At 72.2% G+C, this 24,412-nt stretch carries 24 protein-coding genes; 14 read left to right on the plus strand and 10 right to left on the minus strand.

All coding sequences use genetic code 11. The features are described 5' to 3' along the window. Nucleotides 1-22 precede the first annotated feature (22 nt). The 10 genes from AB0P07_RS16865 to AB0P07_RS16910 all read left to right on the plus strand — a co-directional run bounded on the left by AB0P07_RS16865 (nucleotide 23) and on the right by AB0P07_RS16910 (nucleotide 11,319). Nucleotides 23-958: a sugar ABC transporter permease gene (locus AB0P07_RS16865; protein ID WP_102927759.1), complete on the plus strand. Its 936-nt coding sequence runs from the start codon at nucleotides 23-25 to the stop codon at nucleotides 956-958. Next, complete coding sequence (locus AB0P07_RS16870) at nucleotides 955-1,854, plus strand: carbohydrate ABC transporter permease (RefSeq protein ID WP_365551042.1); 900 nt, start codon at nucleotides 955-957, stop codon at nucleotides 1,852-1,854. The genes AB0P07_RS16865 and AB0P07_RS16870 overlap by 4 nt, the downstream gene beginning before the upstream one ends. Continuing rightward, complete coding sequence (locus AB0P07_RS16875; protein WP_365551045.1) at nucleotides 1,851-3,008, plus strand: Gfo/Idh/MocA family oxidoreductase; 1,158 nt, start codon at nucleotides 1,851-1,853, stop codon at nucleotides 3,006-3,008. Before AB0P07_RS16870 ends, AB0P07_RS16875 begins: the two co-directional genes overlap by 4 nt. Continuing rightward, complete coding sequence (locus AB0P07_RS16880) at nucleotides 3,005-3,850, plus strand: PmoA family protein (RefSeq protein WP_365551048.1); 846 nt, start codon at nucleotides 3,005-3,007, stop codon at nucleotides 3,848-3,850. Before AB0P07_RS16875 ends, AB0P07_RS16880 begins: the two co-directional genes overlap by 4 nt. Continuing rightward, nucleotides 3,847-5,388 (plus strand): family 43 glycosylhydrolase, encoded by a 1,542-nt coding sequence (locus tag AB0P07_RS16885; RefSeq protein ID WP_365551051.1) that lies wholly within the window; start codon nucleotides 3,847-3,849, stop codon nucleotides 5,386-5,388. Before AB0P07_RS16880 ends, AB0P07_RS16885 begins: the two co-directional genes overlap by 4 nt. A 55-nt stretch (nucleotides 5,389-5,443) precedes the next feature. Continuing rightward, entirely contained in the window at nucleotides 5,444-6,814 is a 1,371-nt protein-coding gene (locus tag AB0P07_RS16890; RefSeq protein ID WP_365551054.1) for a sugar ABC transporter substrate-binding protein, read from the plus strand. Between the two features lie 135 nt (nucleotides 6,815-6,949). After that, complete coding sequence (locus tag AB0P07_RS16895; RefSeq protein WP_365551057.1) at nucleotides 6,950-7,756, plus strand: rhamnogalacturonan acetylesterase; 807 nt, start codon at nucleotides 6,950-6,952, stop codon at nucleotides 7,754-7,756. A gap of 75 nt (nucleotides 7,757-7,831) precedes the next feature. Then, nucleotides 7,832-9,166 carry a polysaccharide lyase family 1 protein gene (locus AB0P07_RS16900; RefSeq protein ID WP_365551059.1) on the plus strand — a complete coding sequence of 445 codons (1,335 nt, stop codon included), beginning with the start codon at nucleotides 7,832-7,834 and terminating at the stop codon, nucleotides 9,164-9,166. A gap of 77 nt (nucleotides 9,167-9,243) precedes the next feature. Next, a complete protein-coding gene (locus AB0P07_RS16905) occupies nucleotides 9,244-10,395 on the plus strand; it encodes a pectinesterase family protein (RefSeq protein ID WP_365551062.1) in 1,152 nt (383 codons plus the stop codon). Nucleotides 10,396-10,521: 126 nt separating this feature from the next. Further along, the gene (locus tag AB0P07_RS16910; RefSeq protein ID WP_365551065.1) at nucleotides 10,522-11,319 is read left to right on the plus strand and encodes an HAD family acid phosphatase; all 798 of its coding nucleotides are present in this window, start codon (nucleotides 10,522-10,524) and stop codon (nucleotides 11,317-11,319) included. A gap of 48 nt (nucleotides 11,320-11,367) precedes the next feature. Here the strand turns inward: AB0P07_RS16910 and AB0P07_RS16915 are convergent, their stop codons facing one another. From AB0P07_RS16915 to AB0P07_RS16950, 8 genes are all read right to left on the minus strand, one after another. Then, complete coding sequence (locus AB0P07_RS16915) at nucleotides 11,368-12,102, minus strand: hypothetical protein (protein ID WP_365551067.1); 735 nt, start codon at nucleotides 12,100-12,102, stop codon at nucleotides 11,368-11,370. Further along, nucleotides 12,099-12,671 carry a SigE family RNA polymerase sigma factor gene (locus AB0P07_RS16920; RefSeq protein WP_365551070.1) on the minus strand — a complete coding sequence of 191 codons (573 nt, stop codon included), beginning with the start codon at nucleotides 12,669-12,671 and terminating at the stop codon, nucleotides 12,099-12,101. The genes AB0P07_RS16915 and AB0P07_RS16920 overlap by 4 nt, the downstream gene beginning before the upstream one ends. Before the next feature lie 76 nt (nucleotides 12,672-12,747). Then, nucleotides 12,748-14,202 carry a penicillin-binding transpeptidase domain-containing protein gene (locus AB0P07_RS16925; RefSeq protein ID WP_365551073.1) on the minus strand — a complete coding sequence of 485 codons (1,455 nt, stop codon included), beginning with the start codon at nucleotides 14,200-14,202 and terminating at the stop codon, nucleotides 12,748-12,750. 81 nt (nucleotides 14,203-14,283) lie between these two features. After that, nucleotides 14,284-14,943: a response regulator transcription factor gene (locus AB0P07_RS16930; protein WP_365551076.1), complete on the minus strand. Its 660-nt coding sequence runs from the start codon at nucleotides 14,941-14,943 to the stop codon at nucleotides 14,284-14,286. Continuing rightward, complete coding sequence (locus tag AB0P07_RS16935) at nucleotides 14,940-16,214, minus strand: histidine kinase (protein ID WP_365551079.1); 1,275 nt, start codon at nucleotides 16,212-16,214, stop codon at nucleotides 14,940-14,942. The genes AB0P07_RS16930 and AB0P07_RS16935 overlap by 4 nt, the downstream gene beginning before the upstream one ends. Next, nucleotides 16,211-17,245: a hypothetical protein gene (locus AB0P07_RS16940; protein WP_365551082.1), complete on the minus strand. Its 1,035-nt coding sequence runs from the start codon at nucleotides 17,243-17,245 to the stop codon at nucleotides 16,211-16,213. The genes AB0P07_RS16935 and AB0P07_RS16940 overlap by 4 nt, the downstream gene beginning before the upstream one ends. A gap of 90 nt (nucleotides 17,246-17,335) precedes the next feature. Then, nucleotides 17,336-17,806, minus strand: a complete 471-nt coding sequence (locus AB0P07_RS16945) for a GNAT family N-acetyltransferase (protein WP_263548222.1) — start codon at nucleotides 17,804-17,806, stop codon at nucleotides 17,336-17,338. 3 nt (nucleotides 17,807-17,809) lie between these two features. Further along, the gene (locus AB0P07_RS16950) at nucleotides 17,810-18,583 is read right to left on the minus strand and encodes an IclR family transcriptional regulator (RefSeq protein WP_052841850.1); all 774 of its coding nucleotides are present in this window, start codon (nucleotides 18,581-18,583) and stop codon (nucleotides 17,810-17,812) included. A 122-nt stretch (nucleotides 18,584-18,705) separates the two neighbouring features. On the opposite strand from AB0P07_RS16950, the gene AB0P07_RS16955 reads away from it, so the two are divergent. From AB0P07_RS16955 to AB0P07_RS16970, 4 genes are all read left to right on the plus strand, one after another. Beyond that, a complete protein-coding gene (locus AB0P07_RS16955) occupies nucleotides 18,706-20,235 on the plus strand; it encodes an aldehyde dehydrogenase (NADP(+)) (protein ID WP_365551086.1) in 1,530 nt (509 codons plus the stop codon). 104 nt (nucleotides 20,236-20,339) lie between these two features. Further along, a complete protein-coding gene (locus tag AB0P07_RS16960) occupies nucleotides 20,340-20,948 on the plus strand; it encodes a DUF1349 domain-containing protein (protein WP_365551089.1) in 609 nt (202 codons plus the stop codon). Nucleotides 20,949-21,041: 93 nt separating this feature from the next. Beyond that, nucleotides 21,042-21,755: a DsbA family oxidoreductase gene (locus AB0P07_RS16965; protein ID WP_365551091.1), complete on the plus strand. Its 714-nt coding sequence runs from the start codon at nucleotides 21,042-21,044 to the stop codon at nucleotides 21,753-21,755. Between the two features lie 71 nt (nucleotides 21,756-21,826). Continuing rightward, nucleotides 21,827-22,921, plus strand: a complete 1,095-nt coding sequence (locus AB0P07_RS16970) for an aminotransferase class V-fold PLP-dependent enzyme (protein ID WP_365551094.1) — start codon at nucleotides 21,827-21,829, stop codon at nucleotides 22,919-22,921. A 160-nt stretch (nucleotides 22,922-23,081) separates the two neighbouring features. Here AB0P07_RS16970 and thpD read toward each other — a convergent pair whose 3' ends face one another. Together thpD and AB0P07_RS16980 are read right to left on the minus strand one after the other, a co-directional pair. Next, complete coding sequence (gene thpD, locus AB0P07_RS16975) at nucleotides 23,082-23,981, minus strand: ectoine hydroxylase (protein WP_365551097.1); 900 nt, start codon at nucleotides 23,979-23,981, stop codon at nucleotides 23,082-23,084. A 6-nt stretch (nucleotides 23,982-23,987) separates the two neighbouring features. After that, entirely contained in the window at nucleotides 23,988-24,386 is a 399-nt protein-coding gene (locus tag AB0P07_RS16980; RefSeq protein WP_030184764.1) for an ectoine synthase, read from the minus strand. Nucleotides 24,387-24,412 lie beyond the last annotated feature (26 nt).

Consider the following 24,412-nt stretch of genomic DNA (forward strand, 5'->3'; position numbering starts at 1 on the left):
CGTAACTGAACGGAGAACTGTCATGGCCCAAGCCGCAGCCGTGGCGAAACCGCCCGCGCCACCCCGGCGGCGCCGTGCCTCGGCCACGCCGCGCAGGCTCCCGTACCTGTTGATCGGACCGGCCGCCCTGCTGATGCTGGGCTTCATCGCCTACCCGGTCATCAGCGTCTTCTACTACAGCCTGCAGGAGTACAACCCCACCAAGCCGTGGCGGAACGGCTTCGCGGGCTTCGACAACTTCGTCAAGATCTTCACCGACGACGCGGTCTTCTGGGACACCCTCACCTTCAGCGCCAAGTGGGTCTTCGTCGAGGTCGGACTGCAGCTGCTCTTCGGACTGGCGCTGGCCCTCATCGTCAACCAGACCTTCGTGGGCCGGGGCATCGGGCGGGCGCTGGTCTTCTCCCCGTGGGCCGTCTCCGGCGTGCTGACCTCGGCGATCTGGGTGCTGCTCTACAACTCCCAGACCGGTGTCACCCGATACCTCGCCGACATGGGCATCGGCTCGTACGGCACCAGCTGGCTCTCCGACACCTCCACCGTGTTCTCCGCGGCGGTGGTCGCCGACCTCTGGCGCGGCGTGCCCTTCTTCGCGATCCTCATCCTCGCCGACCTCCAGTCTGTCTCCAAGGACCTGTACGAGGCCGCCGAGGTCGACGGGGCCAGCCGCATCAAGCAGTTCTGGCACATCACGCTGCCGCACCTGAAGGACGCCATCATCCTCTCCACGCTGCTGCGCGCGGTGTGGGAGTTCAACAACGTCGACCTGCTCTACACCCTGACCGGCGGCGGACCCGCCGGCGAGACCACGACGTTGCCCCTGTACATCGCCAACACCAGCGTCGACGCCCACGACTTCGGCTACGCGTCGGCCCTCACCACGGTCGCGTTCGTGATCCTGCTCTTCTGCTCGATCGTCTACCTGCGGCTGAGCAAGTTCGGAGGCGAGAACAAGTGATCACCAAGGAGGCCACCGCGCCCGCCCCCGCCCCCGCGCGGACCGACCACGCACCACCGCGGCCGGCGAGCAAGCGCCGACCCGCCTGGGACGAGGTGCCCCGCTGGCAGATCTACCTGCCGCTCGGGATCTACCTGGTCTTCACCCTGGTCCCGTTCTACTGGATCCTGCTCTTCGCGGTGCGGCCGGCCGGCTCGACCTCGCTCGTGCCCTGGCCGATGACCACCGACCACTTCGAGAAGGTCTGGACCGACCGCGGCTTCGGCACCTACTTCACCAACAGCGTGTACGTCGGACTCGCGACCCTGGTGATGACCACGCTCGTCGCCCTGGCCGGCGGCTACGCCCTCGCCCGGTTCGACTTCAAGGTCAAGCGGGGCTTCATGCTCGCCCTGCTCTGCTCCCAGTTCGTGCCCGGCGCGCTGCTGCTCGTGCCGCTGTTCGAGATCTTCGCCGGGCTCCAGATGATCAACTCGCTGGGCAGCGTCATCATCGCCGAGACGGTCTTCCAGCTGCCCCTGTCGATCATCCTGATCAGCAACTTCATCAAGAACGTGCCGTACTCCCTGGAGGAGGCCGCCTGGGTCGACGGCTGCGGACGCTTCCGGGCCTTCCGGATCGTCGTACTGCCCCTGCTGCGGCCGGGACTCATCGCGGTCGGTTCCTTCGCCTTCGTGCACTCCTGGAACCACTTCCTGTTCGCCCTGATGTTCCTCAACAACCAGCACAAGCAGACCATCCCGGTCGGCCTCAACTCCCTGATGAGCGCGGACAGCGTCGACCTCGGCGCGCTCGCCGCCGGCGGCATCGTCGCCGCCGTCCCCGTCGTGATCGTCTTCGCCTTCATCCAGAAGTGGCTGATCACCGGCTTCAGCGCGGGGGCGGTGAAGGGATGAGCCCGGTACCCGTCGTCCTCGCCGGCGCCCGCGGCCACGGCCGCTGGCACGTCGCCAACATCCGCCGCCTGGAACGGGCGGGCCTGGTCCGGCTGGCCGGCATCTGCGAACTGACCCCGCTGACCGAGGAGGAGGTCCAGGGAGCACTCCCCGAGCAGTCCGCCGACTTCGGCGCCCTGCTGGACTCCACCGGCGCCCGGATCGCCGTGGTCTGCACGCCGATCCCCACCCACACCGACCTCGCCCTGACCGCCGCCCGGCGGGGTGTGCACCTGCTCCTGGAGAAGCCCCCGGCGCCGTCGTACGCCGAGTTCCGGCGGATGGCCGACGGGGTCGCCGAGGCCGGGGTCGCCTGCCAGATCGGGTTCCAGTCACTGGGCTCGCACGCCGTGCCCGCCATCCGGGAGCTGGTCGCCCAGGGCGCCATCGGGGAGGTCGTGGGCATCGGCGCGGCCGGCGCGTGGGTGCGCGACGAGGCGTACTTCCGCCGGGCGCCCTGGTCGGGCAAGCGGCGGCTGAACGGCGCCGACGTCGTCGACGGCGCGCTGACCAACCCGCTGGCACACGCCGTCGCCACCGCTCTCGCGCTCGGCGGCACCGCCCGCGCCGAGGACGTCACCGGCATCGAGACCGAGCTGAGCCACGCCAACGACATCGAGGCCGACGACACCTCCTGCGTGCGGATCGGCACCGAGCGCGGGCACCGGGTCACCGTCGCCGCCACCCTGTGCGCGGAGCGGGCCGGCGAGCCGTACGTCCTGGTGCACGGCTCCAGCGGCCGGATCACCTTCTGGTACAAGCAGGACCGCGTCCTGCTCCAGCGCGGCGGCCACGGCCCCGAGGAGTTCCAGCACGGGCGCACCGACCTGCTGGAGAACCTGGTCGACCACCTGGCCACCGGTGCTCCGCTGCTGGTGACCCCGGACGAGACGGGCGCCTTCATGCGGGTCGTCGAGGCGATCCGCCGGGCGCCCGACCCGGAGCCGCTGCCCGCCGCAGCCTGGCGCCGCGTCCCCGGCGAGATGCGCCGCGTGGTCCCCGGCATCGACGCACTCGTGGCCGCCGCCGCCGACACCCTCTCCCTCTACTCCGAACTGGGCGCGCCCTGGGCGCCGCGCACCGAGCACCCGCGACACGAGGTGAGCACCCGATGACCGGCAACGACTCCCCGGTGCTGCGCGTGGCGGGCCGCCCCGTCGCCCGCTACGTCACCCGCCCCGAGCTCCCCCACCGGCTCTCCCCGCGTCCCTACCTGCACCCCGTCACCACCCTGGCCGGCACGGCCGTCACCGAGTTCAGCCCTGCCGACCACCTCCATCACCTCGGCGTCGGTGTCGCCGTTCCCGACGTCGAGGGGCACAACTTCTGGGGCGGGCGCACCTTCGTCCGGGGCCGGGGGCCGACCGAGCTGGACAACCACGGCACCCAGCGGCACACCGCCTTCCAGCTCCGCGACCCCGACGGCTTCGTCGAGGAACTGCGCTGGGTCGCCGCCGGCACCGAGCTGCTGCGCGAGCGCCGCACGGTGGCGGCCACCGAACTCACCGCCACCGCCTGGGCGCTGGACTTCACCTTCTCCCTCACCAACGTCACCACGAAAGCGCTCACGATCGGCAGCCCCGCCACGAACGGACGCCCAGGCGCGGCCTACGGCGGCTTCTTCTGGCGCGCCCGCAAGGAGGGTGCCGCGCCCAGGGTCTTCACCGCAGACCGGGAGGGCGAGCGGGACGTGCACGGCGGCCGCGCGGACTGGCTCGCGCTGAGCGGGGAGACCTGGTCGCTGGTGTTCGCCGGCGCCACCGAACGCACCCGGCGCGACCCGTGGTTCGTGCGCACCGAGGAGTACCCGGGGGTCGGTTCCTCGCTGGCCCACGAGGAGCGGGTGACCGTCGCCCCGGGCGACACCCTGGTCCGCCGGATCGTCACCGTCGTCGCCGACGGCCGCCTGGACGCGGACGCCGCCGCCGCCCTCGTCCGCAAGGCGGTGAGCCCGTGACCGCCGCCGAGACCGCCCCCGGGGCCCCGGGGACGTACACCAACCCCGTCCTGAACGCCGACTGGTCCGATCCGGACGTGATCCGTGTCGGCGACGACTTCTACCTGACCGCCTCCAGCTTCGGCCGCGTCCCCGGCCTGCCCCTGCTGCACTCCCGCAACCTGGTCGACTGGACCCTGGTCGGGCACGCCCTGGAGCGCCTGGAGCCCGAGCGGGAGTTCGCCCGGCCCCGCCACGACTGCGGCGTCTGGGCACCGTCCCTGCGCCACCACGCGGGCCGCTTCTGGATCTTCTGGGGCGACCCGGACCAGGGCGTCTTCCAGGTCAACGCCCCGGACGTCCGGGGCCCGTGGACCGCGCCCCACCTGGTCAAGGCCGGCAAGGGCCTGATCGACCCGTGCCCGCTGTGGGACGAGGAGACCGGCGAGGCCTTCCTCGTGCACGCCTGGGCCCGCTCCCGCTCCGGGATCAAGAACCGCCTCACCGGCCACCGCATGCGCCCCGACGGCACCGGAGTCCTCGACGAGGGCAAGGTGATCGTGGACGCCGACCGGCTCCCCGGCTGGTTCACCCTGGAGGGCCCCAAGCTCTACCGGCACGACGGCTGGTACTGGATCCTCGCCCCCGCCGGCTCGGTGGAGACCGGCTGGCAGGGCGCCTTCCGCTCCCGCGAGTTCTTCGGGCCGTACGAGGAGAAGGTCGTCCTGGAACAGAAGGACACCGACGTCAACGGCCCCCACCAGGGCGGCTGGGTGCGCACGGCGTCCGGCGAGGACTGGTTCCTGCACTTCCAGCAGCGCGGCGCGTACGGCAGGGTGGTCCACCTCCAGCCGATGACGTGGTCGCCGGACGGCTGGCCGGTCCTGGGCGACGACGGCGCCCCGGTCGCCGAGCACCCGCGCCCCGACCTGCCCCCGCAGCCGCCCGCCGCGCCCGCGACCGACGACGACTTCCCCGGCGGGCGGTTCGGCCGCCAGTGGTCGTGGACGGCCAATCCCCGGGCCGGCTGGGCCACCCAGCACGCCGGGGACGGGCTGCGCCTCGCCTGCCTCCGCTCGGCCGACGCGCACGACCTGCGCCTGCTGCCGAGTGTCCTGACCCAGCGCTTCCCCGGCGAGCCCTCGGTGATCGAGGTCGAGCTGCGCCTGGACAGCGAGGAACCCGGAGCGCGGGCCGGGCTCGCGGTGCTCGGCGACGCCTACCGCTGGATCGGGCTCCAGCGGGACGCCGACGGGACCGTGCACCTGGTGCACCGGTTCGCCGAGTCGGTGGCCGAGGCCGAGCGGGACGCCGACCTGCCCCGCCCCGCACCCGGGGGACGGGCCCGGCTGCGGATCGAGACGGTGCCGGGGGCGCGCTGCCGCTTCTCGTACGACCTCGGCGACGGTCCGTGTCCCGTCGGCCGGGAGTTCGCCGCCACCCCCTGGCGCTGGGTCGGCGCACTGCTCGGCCTGTTCGCCCTCGCACCCGCCGGCCAGGGACAGGCCGGCACCGCCACCTTCACGCGCTTGCGCGTCGGGCCCCACCGAACCCACTGAACCCCCACGTTGTCGTTCCACCGCTTTGTTGGATCCAGGAGAAGAGAGCCGACCCATGAGGATCAGCATGCTCAGCAGCAGAGACAAAGGCACAGCCAGGCGCCGCACGTCCGCCGCCGTCGCCCTGGGCGCCGTGCTCGCGCTGACCGCCACCGCCTGCGGTGACGACGGCAGCGGCGCGGGCGGCGGCGAGGGGGCCGAGGGCAGCGGCAAGGGGAAGATCACCTTCTGGGACAACAACGGCGGTATCCGTACGGCCGTCTGGAAGACGGTGATCGCCGACTTCGAGAAGGCGAACCCGGACATCGACGTGGAGTACGTCGGCATCGCCGCCACCGAGTACCAGTCCAAGGTCGACACCGCCATCCAGGGCGGCGGCCTGCCGGACGTCGGCGGCGTGACGGCGTCGATGCTCGCGGGCTTCTCCGCCCAGGGCGCCCTGGAACCCCTGGACGACCGGCTCGCCAAGTCGCCCCTGAGCGACAAGCTCAACAAGGACATGGTCGAGTCCCTGAAGGCCGCAGGCGGCGGCGACGGCACCCTGTACTCGATGCCGACCTCGGCCAACAACGGCGTCCTCTACTACCGCACCGACCTGTTCGAGAAGGCCGGTCTCGACGCGCCGACGACGTGGGACAAGTTCTACGCCGCCGCCGAGAAGCTGACCGACGCGGGCAAGAACGAGTTCGGCTACACCATCCGCGGCGGCTCCGGTTCCATCGCCCAGGCCCTCGACGCGATGTACGGGCAGTCCGGCATCACCTCGTTCTGGGACGCCGGCAAGAAGAAGACCACGGTCAACGACCCCAAGAACGTCGAGGCGCTGGAGAAGTACGCGGCCCTCTACAAGAAGGTCACGCCGGCCGCCGACGTCAACAACGACTTCGCCAAGATGGTCGCCCAGTGGGACACCGGCACCATCGGCATGCTCAACCACAACCTGGGCTCCTACCAGGACCACGTGAAGGCACTCGGCGTCGAGAAGTTCCGCGGCATCCCGCAGCCGGTCGGCCCCTCCGGCAAGCGGGTGCAGGTGTCCAACCCGGTCGACGGGCTCGGCATGTTCAAGAGCTCCAAGAACAAGGAGGCCGCCTGGAAGTTCATCGAGTTCGCGACCTCCAAGGAGCAGAACTCGAAGTTCAACGAGTCGGCCGGGCAGGTGCCGTCCAACACCGAGGCCGCGAACGACGCGTGGATCCAGCAGGCCGAGCCGACGAAGCTGGCGGCGCAGGCGCTCAACGACGGCTCCACGACCATCGTCCAGCTGCCTTACTACCTGCCGGACTGGAACACGCTGTCCAAGTCGGAGAGCGAGCCGGGGTTCCAGAAGGTGCTGCTGGGTGACATGAGTGCCAAGGACTTCCTGGACGGGCTGGCCGAGAAGCTGAATGAGGCGCAGGCCGAGTGGACGGAGCAGATGGGTTAGTCGGCGGTTTCGGTTCCGTGTTTCGCCGTGGGTGGTCCGTGGTTCGCCGCGGGCTGCGGGCCGCCTGTGGTTGATCGCGCAGTTCCCCGCGCCCCTGGGGGAGCTGTCCAACTCCCTCCTGAAAGGCAGACCCGCGTGTCGCTCAGCCGAAGACAGGTCACCTCAGCCGCCGTTGCTTCCATTCCCTTGGCATTCGCGGCCACCGGCACCGCTCAAGCCGGCGGACGCCACCACCACCCCCGCACCCTCTACATCGCCGGGGATTCCACCGCCGCGCAGAAGTACTCCGACGCCGCGCCCGAGACCGGGTGGGGCATGGCGTTGCCCTTCTTCTTGCGCAGGGATCTCCTGGTCGCCAACCATGCCGTGAACGGGCGGAGCTCCAAGAGCTTCGTCGACGAGGGGCGGCTCGACGTCGTCCTCGGCGCGATCCGGCCCGGTGACTTCCTGCTGATCCAGTTCGCGCACAACGACGAGAAGGACGAGGACCCCACCCGCTACACCGAGCCCTGGACGACGTACCAGGAGTATCTGCGGATGTACGTCGACGGGGCCAGGGCCCGCGGGGCGCGGCCGGTGCTGGCCACGCCCGTCGAGCGGCGGCGGTTCGACGCGGTGGGGAACGCCGTGCCGAGCCACAAGGAGTACCCGGCGGCGATGCGGGCGCTCGCCCGGCAGGAGGGCGTGGCGCTGCTCGACGTACAGGCGCTGTCGCTCGCGCTGTGGCAGCGGCTCGGTGTCGATGGGACCAAGGCGTACTTCAACTGGACCGCCACCGAGCAGGACAACACCCATTTCAACCCGCCGGGCGCGATCGCGGTCGCCCGGCTCGTCGCCCGGGAACTGCTGCGCGGGCGCGTACTGGCGCACCGGGACGTGCGCCGAATGGACGAGGAGATCCCCGAGTCCTGGATCAGCTGGCCGGAACCGGCCACCGCCTGACACCCGGCACACCCTTACCCCGACACCCCGACACCCCGACACCCCGACACCCCGAGAAACAAGGAGAAGCGCACCATGAGCACTCAGGTATGGCATGGACATGCCATAAAGAGAACCGCCGCGCTCGTCGGCTGCACCGCCCTCGTGCTGGGCCTGACCGCCGCCACGGCCGAGGCCCGCCCCGGGCACCACCACCCCCGGGACACCGCCCGGCAGACGCTGCCCGCGGGCGACGGCTGGGCCTCGCACGGCACCGGCACGACCGGCGGGGCCGCCGCCGACGCGGAACACGTGTACACCGTCTCCACCTGGGCCGAGTTCAAGGCCGCCCTCGCCGCCGACGGCACCGCGCCGCGGATCATCAGGGTCAGGGGCACCGTCGACGCCGTCTCGGAGGGCTGCGAGGCCTTCGCCGCGCCCGGCTACGACTTCGACGCCTACCTGGAGAAGTACTCCCCCGAGAACTGGGGCATGGAGACCGACCTGAGCGCCGAGCCCGACGACAGCCCCGAGGGCCTGCGCCGCGCCTCCGCCGCACAGCAGGACCGGTCCGTCAAGGCGAACGTCCCCTCCAACACCACCATCATCGGCGTCGGCCGGGGCGCCGCGCTCAAGGGTGCCAGCCTCCAGATCAAGGGCGTGGACAACGTCATCGTCCGCAACCTGACCTTCGAGAGCCCCGTCGACTGCTTCCCGCAATGGGACCCCACCGACGGGGACAAGGGCAACTGGAACTCCGAGTACGACAGCGCGGTCGTGTACGGGTCGACGCATGTGTGGCTGGACCACAACACCTTCACCGACGGCGAGCACCCCGACAGCGCGGCCCCCACCTACTTCGGCATGCTCTACCAGCAGCACGACGGCCAGCTCGACATCGTCAAGGGCGCCGACTACGTCACCGCGTCCTGGAACGTCTTCACCGAGCACGACAAGACCATCCTGATCGGCAACAGCGACAGCGAGTCCACCGCCGCCGTCGACCGGGGGCACCTGAAGGCGACCTTCCACCACAACCTGTTCAAGAACCTCGTCGAGCGCGCGCCCCGCGTCCGCTTCGGCCAGGTCGACGTCTACAACAACCACTTCGTCGCCTCCGACGACTACGCCTACAGCTTCGGCGTCGGCAAGGAGTCCGCGCTCGTCGCCGAGCACAACGCGTTCACCCTGCCGGCCGGCGTCAGCCCCGCGAAGGTGCTCAAGCGCTGGAACGACTCGCCGCTCAGCGCCGCCGACAACCGCGTCAACGGCCGCACCGTCGACCTGATCGCGGCCCACAACGCGGAGAACCCGGACGCCGTCCTCCGCTCCGGCGCGGGCTGGACGCCCACGCTGCGCACCAAGGTCCTGCCGTCCCGGGCGGTCCCCTTCGTCGTCGACCACGGCGCGGGCGCCGGCCGCCTGCGCTGACGGACGCCGACACCCGACCCACGAACCGGGCCGGGGCGCCCGCACCGCCCCGGCCCACCCCTCCAAGGAGCACCCGCATGCACCGACCCGCCCCCTCCCGCAGAGGCTTCCTCCTGACGACCGCCGGCGCGGGCGCCGCCCTCGGCCTCGGCCTGGCGACCGCCGGCAGCGCCGTCGCCGGCACCCGGCCCCGCCCGCGTCCCTTCGGCCGCTACGGCTCACCGGCCGCCCGCCGCACCGCCAGGACCCTGTACGTCGACCCGCACGGCCGCGGCGACTTCACCTCCGTCCAGGCGGCCGTCGACGCCGCCGCGGGCGACGGCTGGACGCTGGTCCTCGCGCCCGGCACCTACCGCGAGACGGTCTCCGTCGACACCGGCCGCACCGGAGCGACCTGGATCGGTGCCTCCGGAAACCCCCGCGACGTCGTCATCGTCTACGACAACGCGGCCGGCACCCCCAAGCCGGACGGCTCCGGCACCTACGGCACCAGCGGGTCGGCCACCACCACCGTGCGCGCCGACGGTTTCACCGCCCGCGCGATCACCTTCGCCAACGACTGGCTGCGCGCCGACCGGCCCGACTGGACCGGCACCCAGGCCGTCGCCATCAAGGTCATGGGCGACCGGTCCGCCTTCCACGACTGCCGCTTCCTCGGCCACCAGGACACCCTTTACGCCGACACCCGCGCCCTCTCCCTCTTCGCCCGCCAGTACTACGAGCGCTGCTACGTCGAGGGCGACGTCGACTTCGTCTTCGGCCGGGCGACCGCGGTGTACGAGCAGTGCCACTTCCGCACCCTGGTCCGCCCCGACCTCGACGCCGCCCCGTACGGCTTCGTGTTCGCGCCCTCCACGGCGGGCGCCAACCCGCGCGGCTACCTGGTGACCGGCGGCCGCGTCAGCAGCGAGGCCCCCGACGGCTACTACAAGCTGGCCCGCCCCTGGGTGCCCAGCTCCGACACCACCGCACGCCCGATGCTCACCGTGCGCGAGACCCACCTCGGCGCGGGCATCGACGCGGTGGCGCCGTACGCGAACATGCGGGACGAGTACCCCTGGCAGGAGCAGCGGTTCAGCGAGTACCGCAACACCGGGCCGGGCGCCGCGGTCACCGTCCCCGGGAACCGGCCGCAGCTCACCCGCGCCGAGGCCGCCACCCACACCCGGGAGGCCTACCTCGGCGACTGGCGGCCCTACGACCGGCAGCCGTACGGCGGGCGGCGCTGAAGGCGCCCGACCGGGCCCGCGCGGCCGGTACTTGACCTGCTTGACGCGATCTTTGCCAGATACGGGGGCGCGAATCCGGCCACGGGTCTCGCGCTCACCCGGGTGACGCGCGTAGAAACGTGTGCCATGCATAAGCCACTGCGCATCGCGACCGTCACCGCCGCCTGTGCCGTCGCCGGTGCCGTCCTGTACGGCACGGGCGCCGCCACCGCCGGCCAGTCGACCGCCAACTCCACGCACGAGCCGTACAACATCGGCGTGCTGGCCAAGGACATCGACGCCTATTACGGCACCACGCTCGACGACGACGGCGTCTACCAGGCCTCGCCGGACAGCCCCTACGCCGCCGACCTGGCCCGCATCGACGCCGCCGCGAAGAAGCAGATCGACCGGGCGGCCCGCGCCGCGCACCACAAGCACACCAGGCCCGCGGTCGTCTTCGACATCGACGACACGCTGCTCCTCAGCCTCGACTACGAGAAGAAGAACAACTACGGCTACGACAGCGCCACCTGGGCCGCCTACGTCGACCGCGCCGACCGCCCGGCCGTGCCCGGCAGCCCCGGACTGGCCCGGTACGCCGACGAGAAGGGCGTCGAGGTCTTCTACAACTCCGGTCTGAGCGAGGCGCAGCGCACCGCCGCCGTCGAGAACCTGAAGAAGGTCGGCGCCGAGGTGAACCTCGACGCCGGCCACATGTTCCTCAAGGACAAGGCGGACCCGCCGTCCTACCTGGCCCACTGCGCCACCCCCGGCGCCTGGAAGTGCACCACCGTGCAGTACAAGGCGGGCACCCGCCGGCACATCGAGCGGGACCTCGGGTACGACATCGTCGCCAACTTCGGCGACCAGTACTCCGACCTCCAGGGCGGCTACGCGGACCGCACGTACAAGCTTCCCAACCCGACCTACTTCGTGGAGTAGCCCGCCGCCCGGCGGCTCGCCCGGGTCTCGACGGCCTCTCAAGAGTCTTCACGAGCCGTCGGTGCGGGGCGCGAAGTCGCCAAGCACCGACAGCCGATCCGACGCGGCCGTGGCCGTCGCCGCGTAGCGGTCGCCGCGGGCGTCCCGGCCGCCGCGCTCGTGGTTGTACTGACCGGCGAACACCCACTCGCCCGCCGGGACCGTACGGCCCGGTTCGAGCGTCCACAGGTAGACGAGGAAACCGTCCCGCTCGTCGACCGTGAACGCGAAGTCGTCCTCCGGCAGCGACCGCCAGGCCCCGGTGGAGGTGACCGACCCGGTCTGCGCCACCCTCAGTTCGACGGTGAGCGCGGTCAGCGGAGTGCGCGTCCTGAGGGTGAGGTTGCTCTGCGCCCAGTCGTCGTTGCTGTGCGGGTCCACCGAGCCGTCGGACCACAACGGGCCGTCCGCGGCCCCGGAGGCGGGCGGCCGGCCCGCGGTGGGGTCCTCGGGTGACGGCGCGGAGCTCGGCGAGGTGGCGACCGAGCGCTGGGCGGAGGCGTCGTCCCGCGCCGCCGAGGTGACCGCGTGGCCGCCCACCGCCAGGACGCCGGCCACCGCCGCGGCGGCCCCGGCCACCCGGACCCGGCCCGGCAGCGCGGGGCGGCCCGGCACGTGGCCCCCGGCGGTCATGCCGCGTTCGACCCGGGCCAGTATCCGGGCACGGTCGGGCTCGTGCGCTCCGGCCGCCTCGTGCAGCCGGGCCCGCAGCGCGTCGTCCGCGTCCCGCCGCGGTCCGGTCATCGGGTGCCTCCCGCGGCTCCGCCGCTGCGCGCGATCGCCGCGTGCACCTGCCGGGGAGCACGGGGAGCCGCCCGGGTGCCGAGCAGTCGCTGGAGTTCTGCCACCGCCTTCGACGTCTGGCTCTTGACCGTGCCCACCGATACGCCCAGGGCGAGCGCCGTGTCCCGCTCCGAGAGATCGAACGCGTGTCGCAGCACCACGCACGCCCGCTTGCGGAACGGCAGCCGGCGCAGCGCCTCCTGCACGTCCACCACGCCCGCGACGTCGGGGTTCTCCGTCCGCTCCTCGCGCTGCGACCAGAACAGGGCGACCCGTCTGCGCTCGCGCACGGCGGTCCGGACACGGGTACGGGCGAGGTTGGCGACCACCCCGCGCGCGTACGCCACCGGGTGGTCGGCCGCGCGGACCCGGTCCCAGCGGTGCCACAGGGCCAGCAGGGCGTCCGCCGCGAGGTCGTCGGCGGCGTCCGGCTCGCCGGTCAGCAGCCGGGCGAGCCGGGCCAGTTCGGCGTAGTGGCGCTCGAAGAAGGCGTGGAACTCCGCGGCGGCGTCGTCGACGACTGTCCCCACGGCGGACTCTCCTCGCAGCGGCTTCCCGGGTGCCGAACACCGTACGGCAGACCGAACCCGAACGGCCCCCGGAAAGTCAGCCCTTGAGCGCCGCCTCCATCATCGCCTTGGCCACCGGGGCCGCCAGGCCGTTGCCGCTGACCTCGCTGCGGGCCGCGTCGGACTGCTCGACGAGGACCGCCACCGCGACCTCCTTGCCCGAGGTGTCGGACTCGGCGTACGACGTGAACCAGGCGTACGGCGTCTTGCTGTTGTTCTCGCCGTGCTGGGCCGTGCCCGTCTTGCCGCCCACCGTCGCGCCGGAGATCTGCGCGTTGGACCCCGTGCCGTCCTCGACGACGGTCTGCATGGCCGACTGCAGCTGGTCGGCGGTCGAGGAGCTGACGATGCGCTTCGAGTCCGGGTCGGTGTGGTCCTCCAGGACGTCGCCGCCGCTGTCGGTGACCTGCGACACCATGTGCGGGGAGACCAGCTCGCCGCCGTTGGCCAGGGCCGCCGAGACCATCGCCATCTGCAGCGGGGTCGCCGTCACGTCGAACTGGCCGATGCCCGTCAGGGCCGTCGAGGACCGGTTCATGTCCTTCGGGTAGACGCTGGTGTAGGCCCGTACCGGCACGTCCTGGGTCTCGTCGTTGAAGCCGAACTTCTCCGCCATGGCACGCAGCTCGTCCTGGCCGAGGTCGACGGCCATCTTCGCGAAGACGTTGTTGCACGAGTACTGCAGCGCGGTGCGGATCGTGGCGTTCTGGCAGGGGGCGTTCGGGTTCTCGTTGGTGAGGTCCGTCGCGGTGTCCGGGAGGGTGTACGGGTCCGGGCTGTCGGTCTTCTCGTCCACCGAGCCGTACAGCCCGTTCTCCAGCGCGGCGGCGGCCACGACCAGCTTGAACGTCGAGCCCGGCGGCAGCGGCTGGCGCAGCGCGCGGTTGGTCAGCGGCTTGTCGGGATCACTGGTCAGCTTCTCCCAGGCCGCACCGGCGGTGTTGGCGTCGGTCAGCGACGTCGGGTCGTAGGAGGGGGTCGACACGACCGACAGGATCCTGCCCGTCTTCGGGTCGATCGCCACGGCGGCGCCCTTCTTGTCGCCCAGCGCCTCCAGCCCGGCCTGCTGCACGTCCGGGTCGATCGTCGTCACCACGTTGCCCGGCTCCGCCCGGGTGCCGGTGACGGTGTCCATCACGGTCTTCAGCCGGGGATCGGTGCCGTTGAGCACGTCCTGGTAGATGCCCTCCAGCTGGGTCGGCGCGTACGCCTGCGAGGCGTAGCCCGTCACCGCCGCGTACAGCTTCCCGTCCTTGTACGTGCGCTTGTACGCGAGGTCGCCTCCCTCCGTCGGCGCCGAGCCGGTGACCGACCGGCCGGCCACGATGATGTTCCCGAGCGGCTCCGCGTACGTCTCGATCGCGCCCCGTCGGTTGTCCTTGCTGTCCGCGAGCGCCTGACCCTCGTAGAACTGCACCCAGGTCGCCCTGATCAGCAGAGCGAACACCAGGAGCAGCGTGAAGACGGAGGCGCGCCTGATCGTCTTGTTCATCCCGTTCATCCCGACGACAGGACGAACGGGGTGGAGGTGATCGTTCCCATGTGCCCCGTTTTCTCATCTTTCTCATTCTTCTCAGCGCCCGTTCACGAAGCCCGCCTCGTAGGCCCGGATCACCGCCTGGGTGCGGTCCCGGGCGCCGGTCTTCGCCAGCACCGCCGCCACATGGGTCTTCGCCGTGGCCGGTCCCACTCCCAGCCGCCCGGCGATCTCCGCGTTGGTCAGCCCCGTCGCCATCAGGCGCAGCACCTCGCCCTCGCGTTCGGTGAGCCGCGCCACCCAGGCCGGCGCGGCGGGGTTCGCGCGCGCGTGCTCGGCCGCCAGCGTCCGCACCGCCGACGGGAACAGCAGCGTGTCGCTGTGCGCCACGAGCCGCACGGCCCCGACGAGGGTGTCGGCGTCGGCGCGCTTGAGCAGGAAGCCGACGGCGCCGGCGCGCAGGGCGTCGTAGACGTAGGAATCGTTCTCGAAGGTGGTCACGACGACGATGCGCGGCGGCTCGGCGAGCGTGGCGAGGATCTGCTCGGTGGCGCGGATGCCGTCGACCTCGGGCATGCGGACGTCCATCAGCACGACGTCCGGCCGGACCTCGCGCACGACGGAGACGGCCTCGGCACCGGTGGCGGCCTCACCGGCGACCTCCAGGTCGGGTTCGGCGGAGAGGATGGCACGCAGGGCGGTACGGACCATGCGCTCGTCGTCGGCGAGGACGATGCGGATCGGTGGGTGGGTCACGCGGTTCCCTTCAGCGGCAGCCGGACGTGGAGCCGCCAGAGGGGCCCCGCGGCGCCCGCCTCGGCCGCGCCGCCCAGCAGCCGGGCCCGGTCGGCGATCCCGCGCAGGCCGTGCCCGCCGCCGGGGCGCGGGGCGGGGACGGCCACGCCGAACGGGTTCTCGACGGTGATCCGCAGGTGGCCGTCCAGCACCTCGACGCGCAGCGCCACGGTGACCTTCTCACCCGCGTGCCGGAGCGCGTTGCTCAGCCCCTCCTGCACGATGCGGTACGCCTCGCGGGAGACCGGCGCCGGCAGCGCCCGCCGGTCGGCGACGGCGGCGGCGACGGCGGCGTCCACGCGCAGTCCGCCCGCGCGGGTGCGGCGCAGCAGGTCGTCGAGGTCGTCGGCGAGCGTCGGCGCGGGCGCGGCGCCCCAGGCGTCACCGGTCGCGTCGCCGTCGCGCAGTACGCCCAGTACGGCGTCGAGTTCACCGACCGTACGACGCGTGGTGTCCTCGATCGCGGCGAGCGCCTCGCGGACGAACTCCGGGTCGGCGTCGAGCAGTCGGCGGGCGGCGCTCGCCTGGAGGGTGACGGCGCTCAGGGCGTGGCCGACGGAGTCGTGCAGCTCACGCGCGAGCCGGTTGCGGACGGCGAGGTCGGCGGCGCGCGCCTCCGCCGCCGCGACCCGGTCCTCGGCGGACGGGCCGAGCAGGGCCGGCGCCCAGCGGGCCAGCAGCGCGCCGGCGGCCGCGGCGCACCCGGCGAGGGCGAGCAGCATGGCGGCGCCCGCGAGCGGCGACAGGACGAGCGCCCAGGCGTGCCCGAAGAGGCCGGGCAGCCCCGGCCACCCGGCGCGCAGCACCGGCACGAAAGGCAGCACGATCAGCGTGACCGCGAACGGCGGCACCGCCAGCGACATCCCCGCGACGATCCCGCCGGCACCCAGATGCAGCGTGAACCAGGCCGCCGTGCGGCCCTTCTCGCCCTTGGTCCGGGCGGGCCCGTACGCGAGCCGCTCCGCCTCGACGCCGCACAGCGACCGCACCACCCCGGACTCCAGGGGGCGGGTGAGGGGAAACAGCGAGGTGACGGCGGCGAGCGGCAGCCCGAGGGCGAAGGAGGCCAGTTGGAGGGAGAGCGAACCGAAGACGTTCGCACCCTCCGCGAGGGGGCCGACGACGACCGAGCCGACGAGGACGTACGGCATCGCGAGCGCGCCGCCGAGGATCAGATGGATCCACCTCAGGCGCGCCCGCCGCCCGAACAGCGACCGGCCGAGCGCGGTCACGGCCGGGTGCGGGTGGCGGCCGACCGCCGGACGAGGAAGTGGGCGCAGGCTGAGGCGAGGAGCAGGCCGACGGTCAGCTGGGCAGCGTAGGTGAGGACCGTCAGCCGTGTCGGGCGGTCGGCGGGTTCGCCCGGCCCGAGCAGCGAGGCGAGCAGCATCCAGCCGCCCCAGCAGGCCACGGCACCGGAGCAGACCCAGGCGGTGGCGAGCGGCACGGCGACCGGCAGGACGCGTGCGCGGTGGAACGCGAGCGCCACCCCGGCGCCGACGGCCAGGACGAGGAAGGCGACGTACAGCGCCTCGAGCACGTAGAAGTCGCTGGTGCGGTCCGCCGCCCGGTCGGCGCCGAGCCCGGCGGCGGAGCCGCAGGCCCACAGCAGCCGGACGGCGAACGGGAACAGCCCGAGCACGGCGGCCACGGCGACGGCGACCCTCGGGGTCCTCCCGGTGGCGGTGGACGGCAGGTCCCACGTCCGCCCGCGCCACAGGTGCCCCCAGCGGTCCCGGGCGTACAGCACGAACAGCGCGCCCAGGGCGAGACCCTGCACGATGAACCCGCCGTACACGACCCCGAACACCCATTCGTACAGGAAGGGGTCCCGTCGGGGGTCGGAGCCCGTGGCGACCCCGCCGGTGAACGCCCGTGCGAGGAGTTGCAGCGGGAACCCGGCCATGATCGGCGCGAGCAGCCCGGTGGCGACCCAGACCGGGAACGCCAGCGACCAGGCGGGCACCCGGCGCCCCCAGGGCCGGGTCAGCACCAGCGCCAGCACGATCACGCAGCTGTCCAGCAGCAGCGAGACCCCGTTGGCCACGATCATCGCCACCCGGTGGTCGAGCAGCGTGCTGCCCTCCGGGATGCCGACGTGGCTCCCGCCGATCCAGGCGGCCTTGAGCACGAGGTACGGAAGGCAGGCCACGACGGCGACCGCCCGCAGCAGCCGCCGACCCCGGGCGGGCCCCGGGTCCGTGCGAGGTGCCGGGGAGAGGGGGACCGGCCGGGTGGTGGCGGTGGCGGGTGTCGGCGTCATGCGTCCACGTTCCCGCGCGCACGCCCGCGGCACGTCCTGCGCCGTGACGATCCGTCTCCGCCGCGCGGCGGAGACGGACCCCTCAGCGGGTCATTCCGCCAGGTGCAGGACGACCTCGTCGATCTCCTCGCCCCGGGCCGGCGCGAACCCCCGCGCCCGCGCGCTGGTCACGAAGCCGCACTTCTCCAGCACGCGCCGCGACCCCGCGTTGTCGGCCGCCGCACGGGCGTACAGCGGGCGGTCCCGCACCTCGGCGAGCAGGGCCCGCAGCGCGGCCGTCGCCACGCCCCGCCCCCAGTACGCCCGGTCCACCCAGTACGTCACCTCGCGCTCGCCCGGTTCCCCGTACACCGCCGTGCTGCCGATGACGTCGCCGTCGCCGAGGATGGTGCGCACGACGTCCCGGGAGGCGCGGATCTTGCGCCAGTGGGCCGTGAACGCCTCCCAGTCGGCCGGATCCCTCGGGGTGAAGGCCGCCATGCGCAGGGCCTCCGGATCGTTCATCTGCCGGAAGAAGACGGGCAGATCGCTGTCGTGGACCTCGCGCAGTGCGATGTGCATGGATCAGAGCCTACGCGTGGCCAGCGTCAGCCGGTCCCGGGCGTCGAACAGCGCGTCCTTCACCATCTGTTCGTGCGCGGGCGTCAGCCGCGCCACCGGCACCGAGCAGCTGATCGCGTCCCGCGCGGGGGTGCGGTAGGGGACCGCCACCCCGAAGCAGCGCAGTCCCAGCGTGTTCTCCTCGCGGTCCACGGCGAAGCCCTGCTCCCGCACCTGGTGCAGCTCCTCGATGAGCTTCTCCCGGTCGGTGATGGTGTGCTCGGTGAGCGCGGGCAGCGTTTCGGGCAGCATCTTGCGCACCTGCTCGTCGCTGTACGTGCTCAGCAGCGCCTTGCCCAGCGAGGTCGAGTGCGCGGGCAGCCGGCGGCCGACCCGGGTGAACGGCCGCAGGTAGTGCTGGGACTGGCGGGTGGCCAGGTACACCACGTTCGTGCCGTCCAGGCGGGCGAGGTGGATGGTCTCCGTCGTGTCGTCGGAGAGCCGGTCCAGCGTCGGCCGGGCCGCCGCGACCACCTCGTCGCCGTCGATGTACGAGGTGCCGACCAGCAGCGCCCGTACGCCGATGCCGTACCGCGTGCCCGTGGCGTCCGTCTCCACCCAGCCCAGCTCCACCAGCGTGCGCAGCAGCATGTACAGACTGGACTTGGGATAACCGACGGCCTCCTGGACCGACGCGAGGGAGTGCATACCGGGGCGCCCGGCGAAGTATTCGAGCAGCTCAACCGTCCGTACCGCGGACTTGACCTGCGCTCCGCCCCCCGTCTCGACAGCCGACATCGCCCTTGACCCCTTCGTTCGACGAGAAGCTGAAGTTATAGTCTCGAACAGCATATTCATCAGTAGAGACAGCGTTCAGTATATCGAACGAGTTCAGTGCAGAGCACGTGGAGGGACCCGCGGTGGCAGCAGCACCAGTCTGGAGTGTCGACCCCCGTACCGGGAAGCAGCGTGAACAGGTCGCCGTGGAAGCCACGGCCCAGGAGGTGGACGCCGCCGTCCGCGCCGCGCAGGCCGCCCGGGAGGCTCTCGCCGACCGCACGGTCCGCGCGGCCTTCCTGCGGAGCGCCGCCGACGAGCTGAAGGCGGCCGAGAGCACCCTGGTCGAGGTCGCCGACGCGGAGACCGCGCTCGGCCCGGTCCGGCTCACCGGCGAACTCGCCCGCACCTGCTACCAGCTGCGGGCCTTCGCCGACATCGTCGACGAGGGCGAGTACCTCGGTGTCGTCGTCAACCACCCCGACGACACCGCCACCCCGCCCATCCCCGACCTGCGCCGCTACAAGGTGCCGCTCGGCGTCGTCGCGGTCTACTCCGCCTCCAACTTCCCCTTCGCCTTCTCCGTCCCCGGTGGCGACACCGCGAGCGCCCTCGCGGCCGGCTGCCCGGTCGTCGTCAAGGCACACCCCGACCACCCGGCCCTGTCCGAGCTGGTCGCCAAGGTGCTGCGGCGGGCCGCGGCCCGGCACGACATCCCGGACGGCGTCCTCGGCCTCGTGCACGGCTTCGAGGCGGGCGTCGAGCTGATCAAGCACCCGCTGGTCGCCGCGGCCGGCTTCACGGGCTCCGTCCGCGGTGGCCGCGCGCTGTTCGACGCGGCGGCGGCGCGTCCGGTGCCGATCCCCTTCCACGGCGAGCTGGGCTCGCTGAACCCGGTCGTCGTCACGGAGGCGGCGGCCGTGGAGCGGGCGGAGGCGATCGGCGCGGGGCTGGCCGGTTCCATGACGCTGGGCGTCGGGCAGTTCTGCGTCAAGCCCGGCCTGGTCCTCGTGCCGGCCGGTGACGCCGGTGACGGCCTGGTCAAGTCCCTCACCGACGCGGTCAGCGCCACCGACGCCGGGGTGCTCCTCGACCACCGCATGCGGGACAACTTCGTCGCGGGCGTCGCCGAGCGCGCCGCGCTGCCCGACGTGGACTCCCCGGTGACGCCGGGCTCCGGCGGCGAGCACACCGTCAGCGCCGGGTTCCTCACGGTGCCGGCGGCGCGACTGGCGGCGGAGGGCGAGCACGACCTGCTCCTGGAGGAGTGCTTCGGGCCGGTCACCGTGGTGGCCCGCTATCAGGACGAGGGCGAGGTGCGGGGGGTGCTGTCCCGGCTGCCGGGGAACCTCACGGCCACCGTGCAGCTCTCCGCCGAGGAGGTGGCGGGGGAGGGCGCCGGGGCGGCTCTCCTCGCGGAGGTGACGCCGTTGGCGGGGCGGGTGCTCGTCAACGGCTGGCCGACGGGGGTTGCCGTGGCGGCGGCTCAGCAGCATGGGGGGCCCTACCCGGCGACCACGTCGACGTCCACGTCGGTGGGGGGTACGGCCATCGAGCGGTGGTTGCGGCCGGTGGCCTATCAAGGGGTGCCGGAGGCGCTGCTTCCCGTGGAGCTTCGGGACGACAATCCGCTGGGGCTGCCCCGTCGGTTCAACGGGGTTCTTGAGCGGTAACGCCGTTGGCGCGGGGGCGTGTGCGGTCCGACGCGCCGTCGTGGCTTGTCGCGCAGTTCCCCGCGCCCCTCTGGGGCGTTCCTCTGACCTGGGATGATCAGTCAATGAATCTCGAAGTCGCCGAACTGCCCTTCACCCTCCGCCCCTACGGTCCCGACGGGCACTGGACCTACGTCGACGGTGTGCTCACCGGGGTCGCCGGGGCCCGGCAGGACCGGTTCGTGCCGCCGACCGGGGAGTCGCTGGAGCCGGCCTCCGACGCGCCGCGGTTGCTGGGGGCGCCCGACGGGGACTTCCAGCTGATCGCCCGCGTCTCCGTGGGGTTCCGGGGTGCCTTCGACGCCGGGGTGCTCTACGTGCACGTGGGGGAGCAGGCGTGGGCCAAGCTCTGTCTGGAGTACTCGCCCGACGTGCCCACGGTCTGCACAGTGGTCACCCGGGGTCACTCCGACGACTGCAACTCCTTCACCGTGGAGGGGGACTCCGTCTGGTTCCGGGTCAGCCGGAGCGGACGGGCCTTCGCCTTCCACGCCTCGCTCGACGGGAAGCGCTGGACCTTCGTACGGCTCTTCACGCTGGGTGACGAGCGGGAGACCGGCGCGGCCCTCGTCGGGTTCCTGGCGCAGGCGCCGACGGGGGAGGGGTGCACGGTGACGTACGACCACCTGGAGTTCCGGCCGGGCCGGCCCGCGGATCTGCGGGACGGCAACTGAGCGCGGGGGCGGGAATGGGCGCGGCTGCTTGAACGTTCACGTATGGGGTGGAGAGGGTCTCCGCCGCCGTACGACCTGGAGAAGAGCCGAGACATGCGCGTCGAGATCTGGAGCGACATCGCCTGCCCGTGGTGCTACGTGGGCAAGGCCCGCTTCGAGAAGGCGCTCGCGGCCTTCCCGCACCGGGACGGGGTCGAGGTGGTCCACCGTTCCTTCGAACTGGACCCCGGGCGGGCCAAGGACGACGTGCAGCCGGTGCTGACCATGCTCACCGCCAAGTACGGCATGAGCGAGGCCCAGGCGCAGGCCGGCGAGGACAACCTCGGCGCGCAGGCCGCCGCCGAGGGCCTGGACTACCGCACCCGGGACCGCGACCACGGCAGCACCTTCGACATGCACCGGCTGCTGCACCTGGCCAAGGAGCGGGGCCGGCACGAGGCGCTGCTCGACGCCTTCTACCGAGGCAACTTCGCCGACGAGCGCTCCGTGTTCAACGACGACGAGCGGCTCGTGGACCTGGCCGTCGGCGCCGGGCTCGACGCGGCCGAGGTCCGTTCGGTGCTCGCCGACCCCGACGCCTACGCCGACGACGTGCGCGCCGACGAGCGGGAGGCCGCCCAGCTCGGCGCCACCGGGGTCCCGTTCTTCGTGCTCGACCGCGCCTACGGCGTCTCGGGCGCCCAGCCCGCCGAGGTCTTCACCCGGGCGCTGACCCAGGCGTGGGGCGAGCGCGCGCCGCTGAAGCTGGTCGACGGCGGGGGTGCCGAGGCCTGCGGTCCGGACGGGTGCGCGGTGCCCCAGAACTGAGGGACCGGGGAAAGCACCAGGTGAGACCCGGTGCATAAGCGTTGCTTGGAGGAACCGCGTAGAAATACGCAATGGACGGGGAGGTCACGGGGCCGCACAGTGGTGCCATGGAGAGCTTCGAGAATCTCGTCCGTACCGAGTTCGCCCCGAAGACCACGTACCTGAACACGGCCAGCACCGGTCTGCTGCCGGCCCGGACCCTGGTCGCGATGCGTGACGCGGCGGCCTCCGCGGCGGCGGGGCAGCCGCTCGACATGTTCGCCGACGTCGAGGCGGCCCGGGCCGCCTATGCCCGCCTCGTCGGGGTTCCCGTCACCCGGGTCGCGATCGGCGCGTCGGTCGCCACGTCCAGCGGGCTCGTCGCCGCGTCGCTGCCGCCGGGTGCCGAAGTCCTCACCGCTGAGGCCGACTTCAGCTCCCTGGTGAATCCGCTGTACGCCCGCGGCGACCTCAAGGTGCGCAGTGTGCCGCTGGAGCGGATCGCCGAGTCCGTGGGCCCGGACACCGCGCTCGTGGCGGTCAGCTCCGTGCAGTCCGCCGACGGGCGGATCGCCGACCTCGCCGGGCTGCGGGACGCCGCCCGGGCACACGGGTCGCGGACGCTGATCGACGCCTCCCAGGCGAACGGCTGGCTGCCGACGGCCGCGGACGACTTCGACTTCGTGACCGCCGTCGGCTACAAGTGGGTGCTCTGTCCGCGCGGCGTCGCCTTCCTCGTCGTACCGGAGGACCTGGGCGCGGCGGCCGGGCTGACCCCGCTGTTCGCGGGGTGGGCGACCGGGGAGCGCCCCTGGGACAGCTGCTACGGCCCCGTCGGGGAATACGCGCACTCCGCCCGGCGGTTCGACGAGTCTCCCGCCCTGTTCTCGTACACCGGCGCCCGGCACTCACTGGCCCTGATCGAGGAACTGGGCGTCGACGCCGTGCACGCCCACGACACCGGCCTCGCCGACCGGTTCCGCGCGGGGGTGCGCTCGCTGGGCCACGAGCCGGTGGACGCGCCGGGCTCGGCGATCGTCTCGGTGCCCGGTCTCGGTCACCGCCAGGGCGAGCTGGGCGGGGCCGGCGTCCAGGTGTCCGACCGGGCGGGCAACCTGCGGGCCGCCTTCCACGTGTACAACACCGAGGCCGACGCGGACCGGCTGCTCGACGTGCTGTCGGGCTGAGCCCGAGTCCCCGGGGGACAGCATCGGGCAGGGGCCTCCCGTCCCACACGAAAAGGCCCCTGCCCGAGTCTCAGACGCGGGTCACTTCACCGGGGTGAAGTCCCGTGCTCCGATGCTGTGACTTCCGGGGGACAACCCCCGGGCCCCCGGCCGGCTCGGCTCACCGTACGGGAGTGAAGTCCCGTGCCCCGATGAACTCCGGCCGCCGGATCGGCGCCGCGAACGGCTCCACGGCCGCGTTCTCCACGCTGTTGAACACGATGAACACGTTGCTGCGCGGGAACGGCGTGATGTTGTCGCCCGACCCGTGCATGCAGTTGCAGTCGAACCAGGTCGCCGAGCCGGCCTTGCCGGTGAACAGCTTGATGCCGTACTCGGAGGCCATCTTCGTCAGCGCCTCGTCGGACGGGGTCCCCGCGTCCTGCATCTGCAGGGACTTCTTGTAGTTGTCCTTCGGCGTGGCCCCCGCGCACCCGAGGAACGTCTTGTGCGACCCCGGCATGATCATCAGGCCGCCGTTGGTGTCGTAGTTCTCCGTGAGCGCGATCGAGACCGATATCGTGCGCATGTTGGGCAGGCCGTCCTCGGCGTGCCAGGTCTCGAAGTCGGAGTGCCAGTAGAAACCGCTGGCCCCGAAGCCGGGCTTGACGTTGATCCGCGACTGATGGACGTAGACGTCCGAGCCCAGGATCTGCCGGGCCCGCCCGACCACGCGCTCGTCGCGCACCAGCTTGGCGAAGACCTCGCTGATCTTGTGCACCTCGAAGACCGAGCGGATCTCCTTGGACTGCGGCTCGACGATCGAGCGCTCGTCCGCGCGGATGGCCGGGTCGGTGGTGAGCCGCTCCAGTTCGCGCTGGTACTCGGCGACCTCGTCCGGCGTGATCAGCTGGTCGATGGCGAGGAAGCCGTCGCGGTCCAGGGACTGCAGGTCACCCGCCGAGACCGGGCCGGGCGTGTCCGGGGAGCCCCAGACCACCGGGTCCTGCCGAGGGGTAGCCACTTCGGTGGCGCCGCGGGTGGGATAGAGATCGGTGACGTTCGTGGTCGTGGTGGTCACGGTGACTCACACCTCCTCGGTGAGCAGCGGGTAGACGCCGTTCTCGTCGTGATCCTCCCGTCCGGTGACGGGCGGGTTGAAGACACAGATGCAGTGGAAGTCCTCCTTGACCTTGAGCGTGTGCCGCTCGTGGCCGTTGAGGAGGTACATCGTGCCCGGCGTGATGTGGTACGTCTTCCCCGTCTCGCGGTCGGTCAACTCGGCGTCGCCCTTGGTGCAGACGACGGCCTCGATGTGGTTGGCGTACCACATCGACGTCTCCGTACCCGCGTACAGGATCGTCTCGTGCAGGGAGAAGCCGACCTTCTCCTTGGCGAGGACGATCCGGGTGCTTTCCCAGGTGCCGGACGCGCTCTTCACGTGCCGGTCGGTGCCTTCGAACTCCTTGAACGAACGGACGATCACGGTGTTGCGATGCCTCCTAGGTGAAG

This window comes from Streptomyces sp. NPDC085944, from assembly GCF_040686295.1.
GTDB classification, from domain to species: Bacteria; Actinomycetota; Actinomycetes; order Streptomycetales; family Streptomycetaceae; genus Streptomyces; species Streptomyces salinarius.

Bases quoted from the DNA above. Each gene is read 5' to 3' on its own strand.
- AB0P07_RS16865 (WP_102927759.1), top strand. From the start codon at position 23: ATGGCCCAAGCCGCAGCCGTGGCGAAACCGCCCGCGCCACCCCGGCGG.
- AB0P07_RS16925 (WP_365551073.1), bottom strand. From the start codon at position 14,202: ATGAACAAGACGATCAGGCGCGCCTCCGTCTTCACGCTGCTCCTGGTG.
- AB0P07_RS16945 (WP_263548222.1), bottom strand. From the start codon at position 17,806: ATGCACATCGCACTGCGCGAGGTCCACGACAGCGATCTGCCCGTCTTC.
- AB0P07_RS16960 (WP_365551089.1), top strand. From the start codon at position 20,340: ATGAATCTCGAAGTCGCCGAACTGCCCTTCACCCTCCGCCCCTACGGT.
- AB0P07_RS16950 (WP_052841850.1), bottom strand. From the start codon at position 18,583: ATGTCGGCTGTCGAGACGGGGGGCGGAGCGCAGGTCAAGTCCGCGGTA.
- AB0P07_RS16970 (WP_365551094.1), top strand. From the start codon at position 21,827: ATGGACGGGGAGGTCACGGGGCCGCACAGTGGTGCCATGGAGAGCTTC.
- AB0P07_RS16910 (WP_365551065.1), top strand. From the start codon at position 10,522: ATGCATAAGCCACTGCGCATCGCGACCGTCACCGCCGCCTGTGCCGTC.
- AB0P07_RS16875 (WP_365551045.1), top strand. From the start codon at position 1,851: ATGAGCCCGGTACCCGTCGTCCTCGCCGGCGCCCGCGGCCACGGCCGC.
- AB0P07_RS16965 (WP_365551091.1), top strand. From the start codon at position 21,042: ATGCGCGTCGAGATCTGGAGCGACATCGCCTGCCCGTGGTGCTACGTG.
- AB0P07_RS16940 (WP_365551082.1), bottom strand. From the start codon at position 17,245: ATGACGCCGACACCCGCCACCGCCACCACCCGGCCGGTCCCCCTCTCC.
- AB0P07_RS16890 (WP_365551054.1), top strand. From the start codon at position 5,444: ATGAGGATCAGCATGCTCAGCAGCAGAGACAAAGGCACAGCCAGGCGC.
- AB0P07_RS16905 (WP_365551062.1), top strand. From the start codon at position 9,244: ATGCACCGACCCGCCCCCTCCCGCAGAGGCTTCCTCCTGACGACCGCC.
- AB0P07_RS16900 (WP_365551059.1), top strand. From the start codon at position 7,832: ATGAGCACTCAGGTATGGCATGGACATGCCATAAAGAGAACCGCCGCG.
- AB0P07_RS16880 (WP_365551048.1), top strand. From the start codon at position 3,005: ATGACCGGCAACGACTCCCCGGTGCTGCGCGTGGCGGGCCGCCCCGTC.
- AB0P07_RS16915 (WP_365551067.1), bottom strand. From the start codon at position 12,102: ATGACCGGACCGCGGCGGGACGCGGACGACGCGCTGCGGGCCCGGCTG.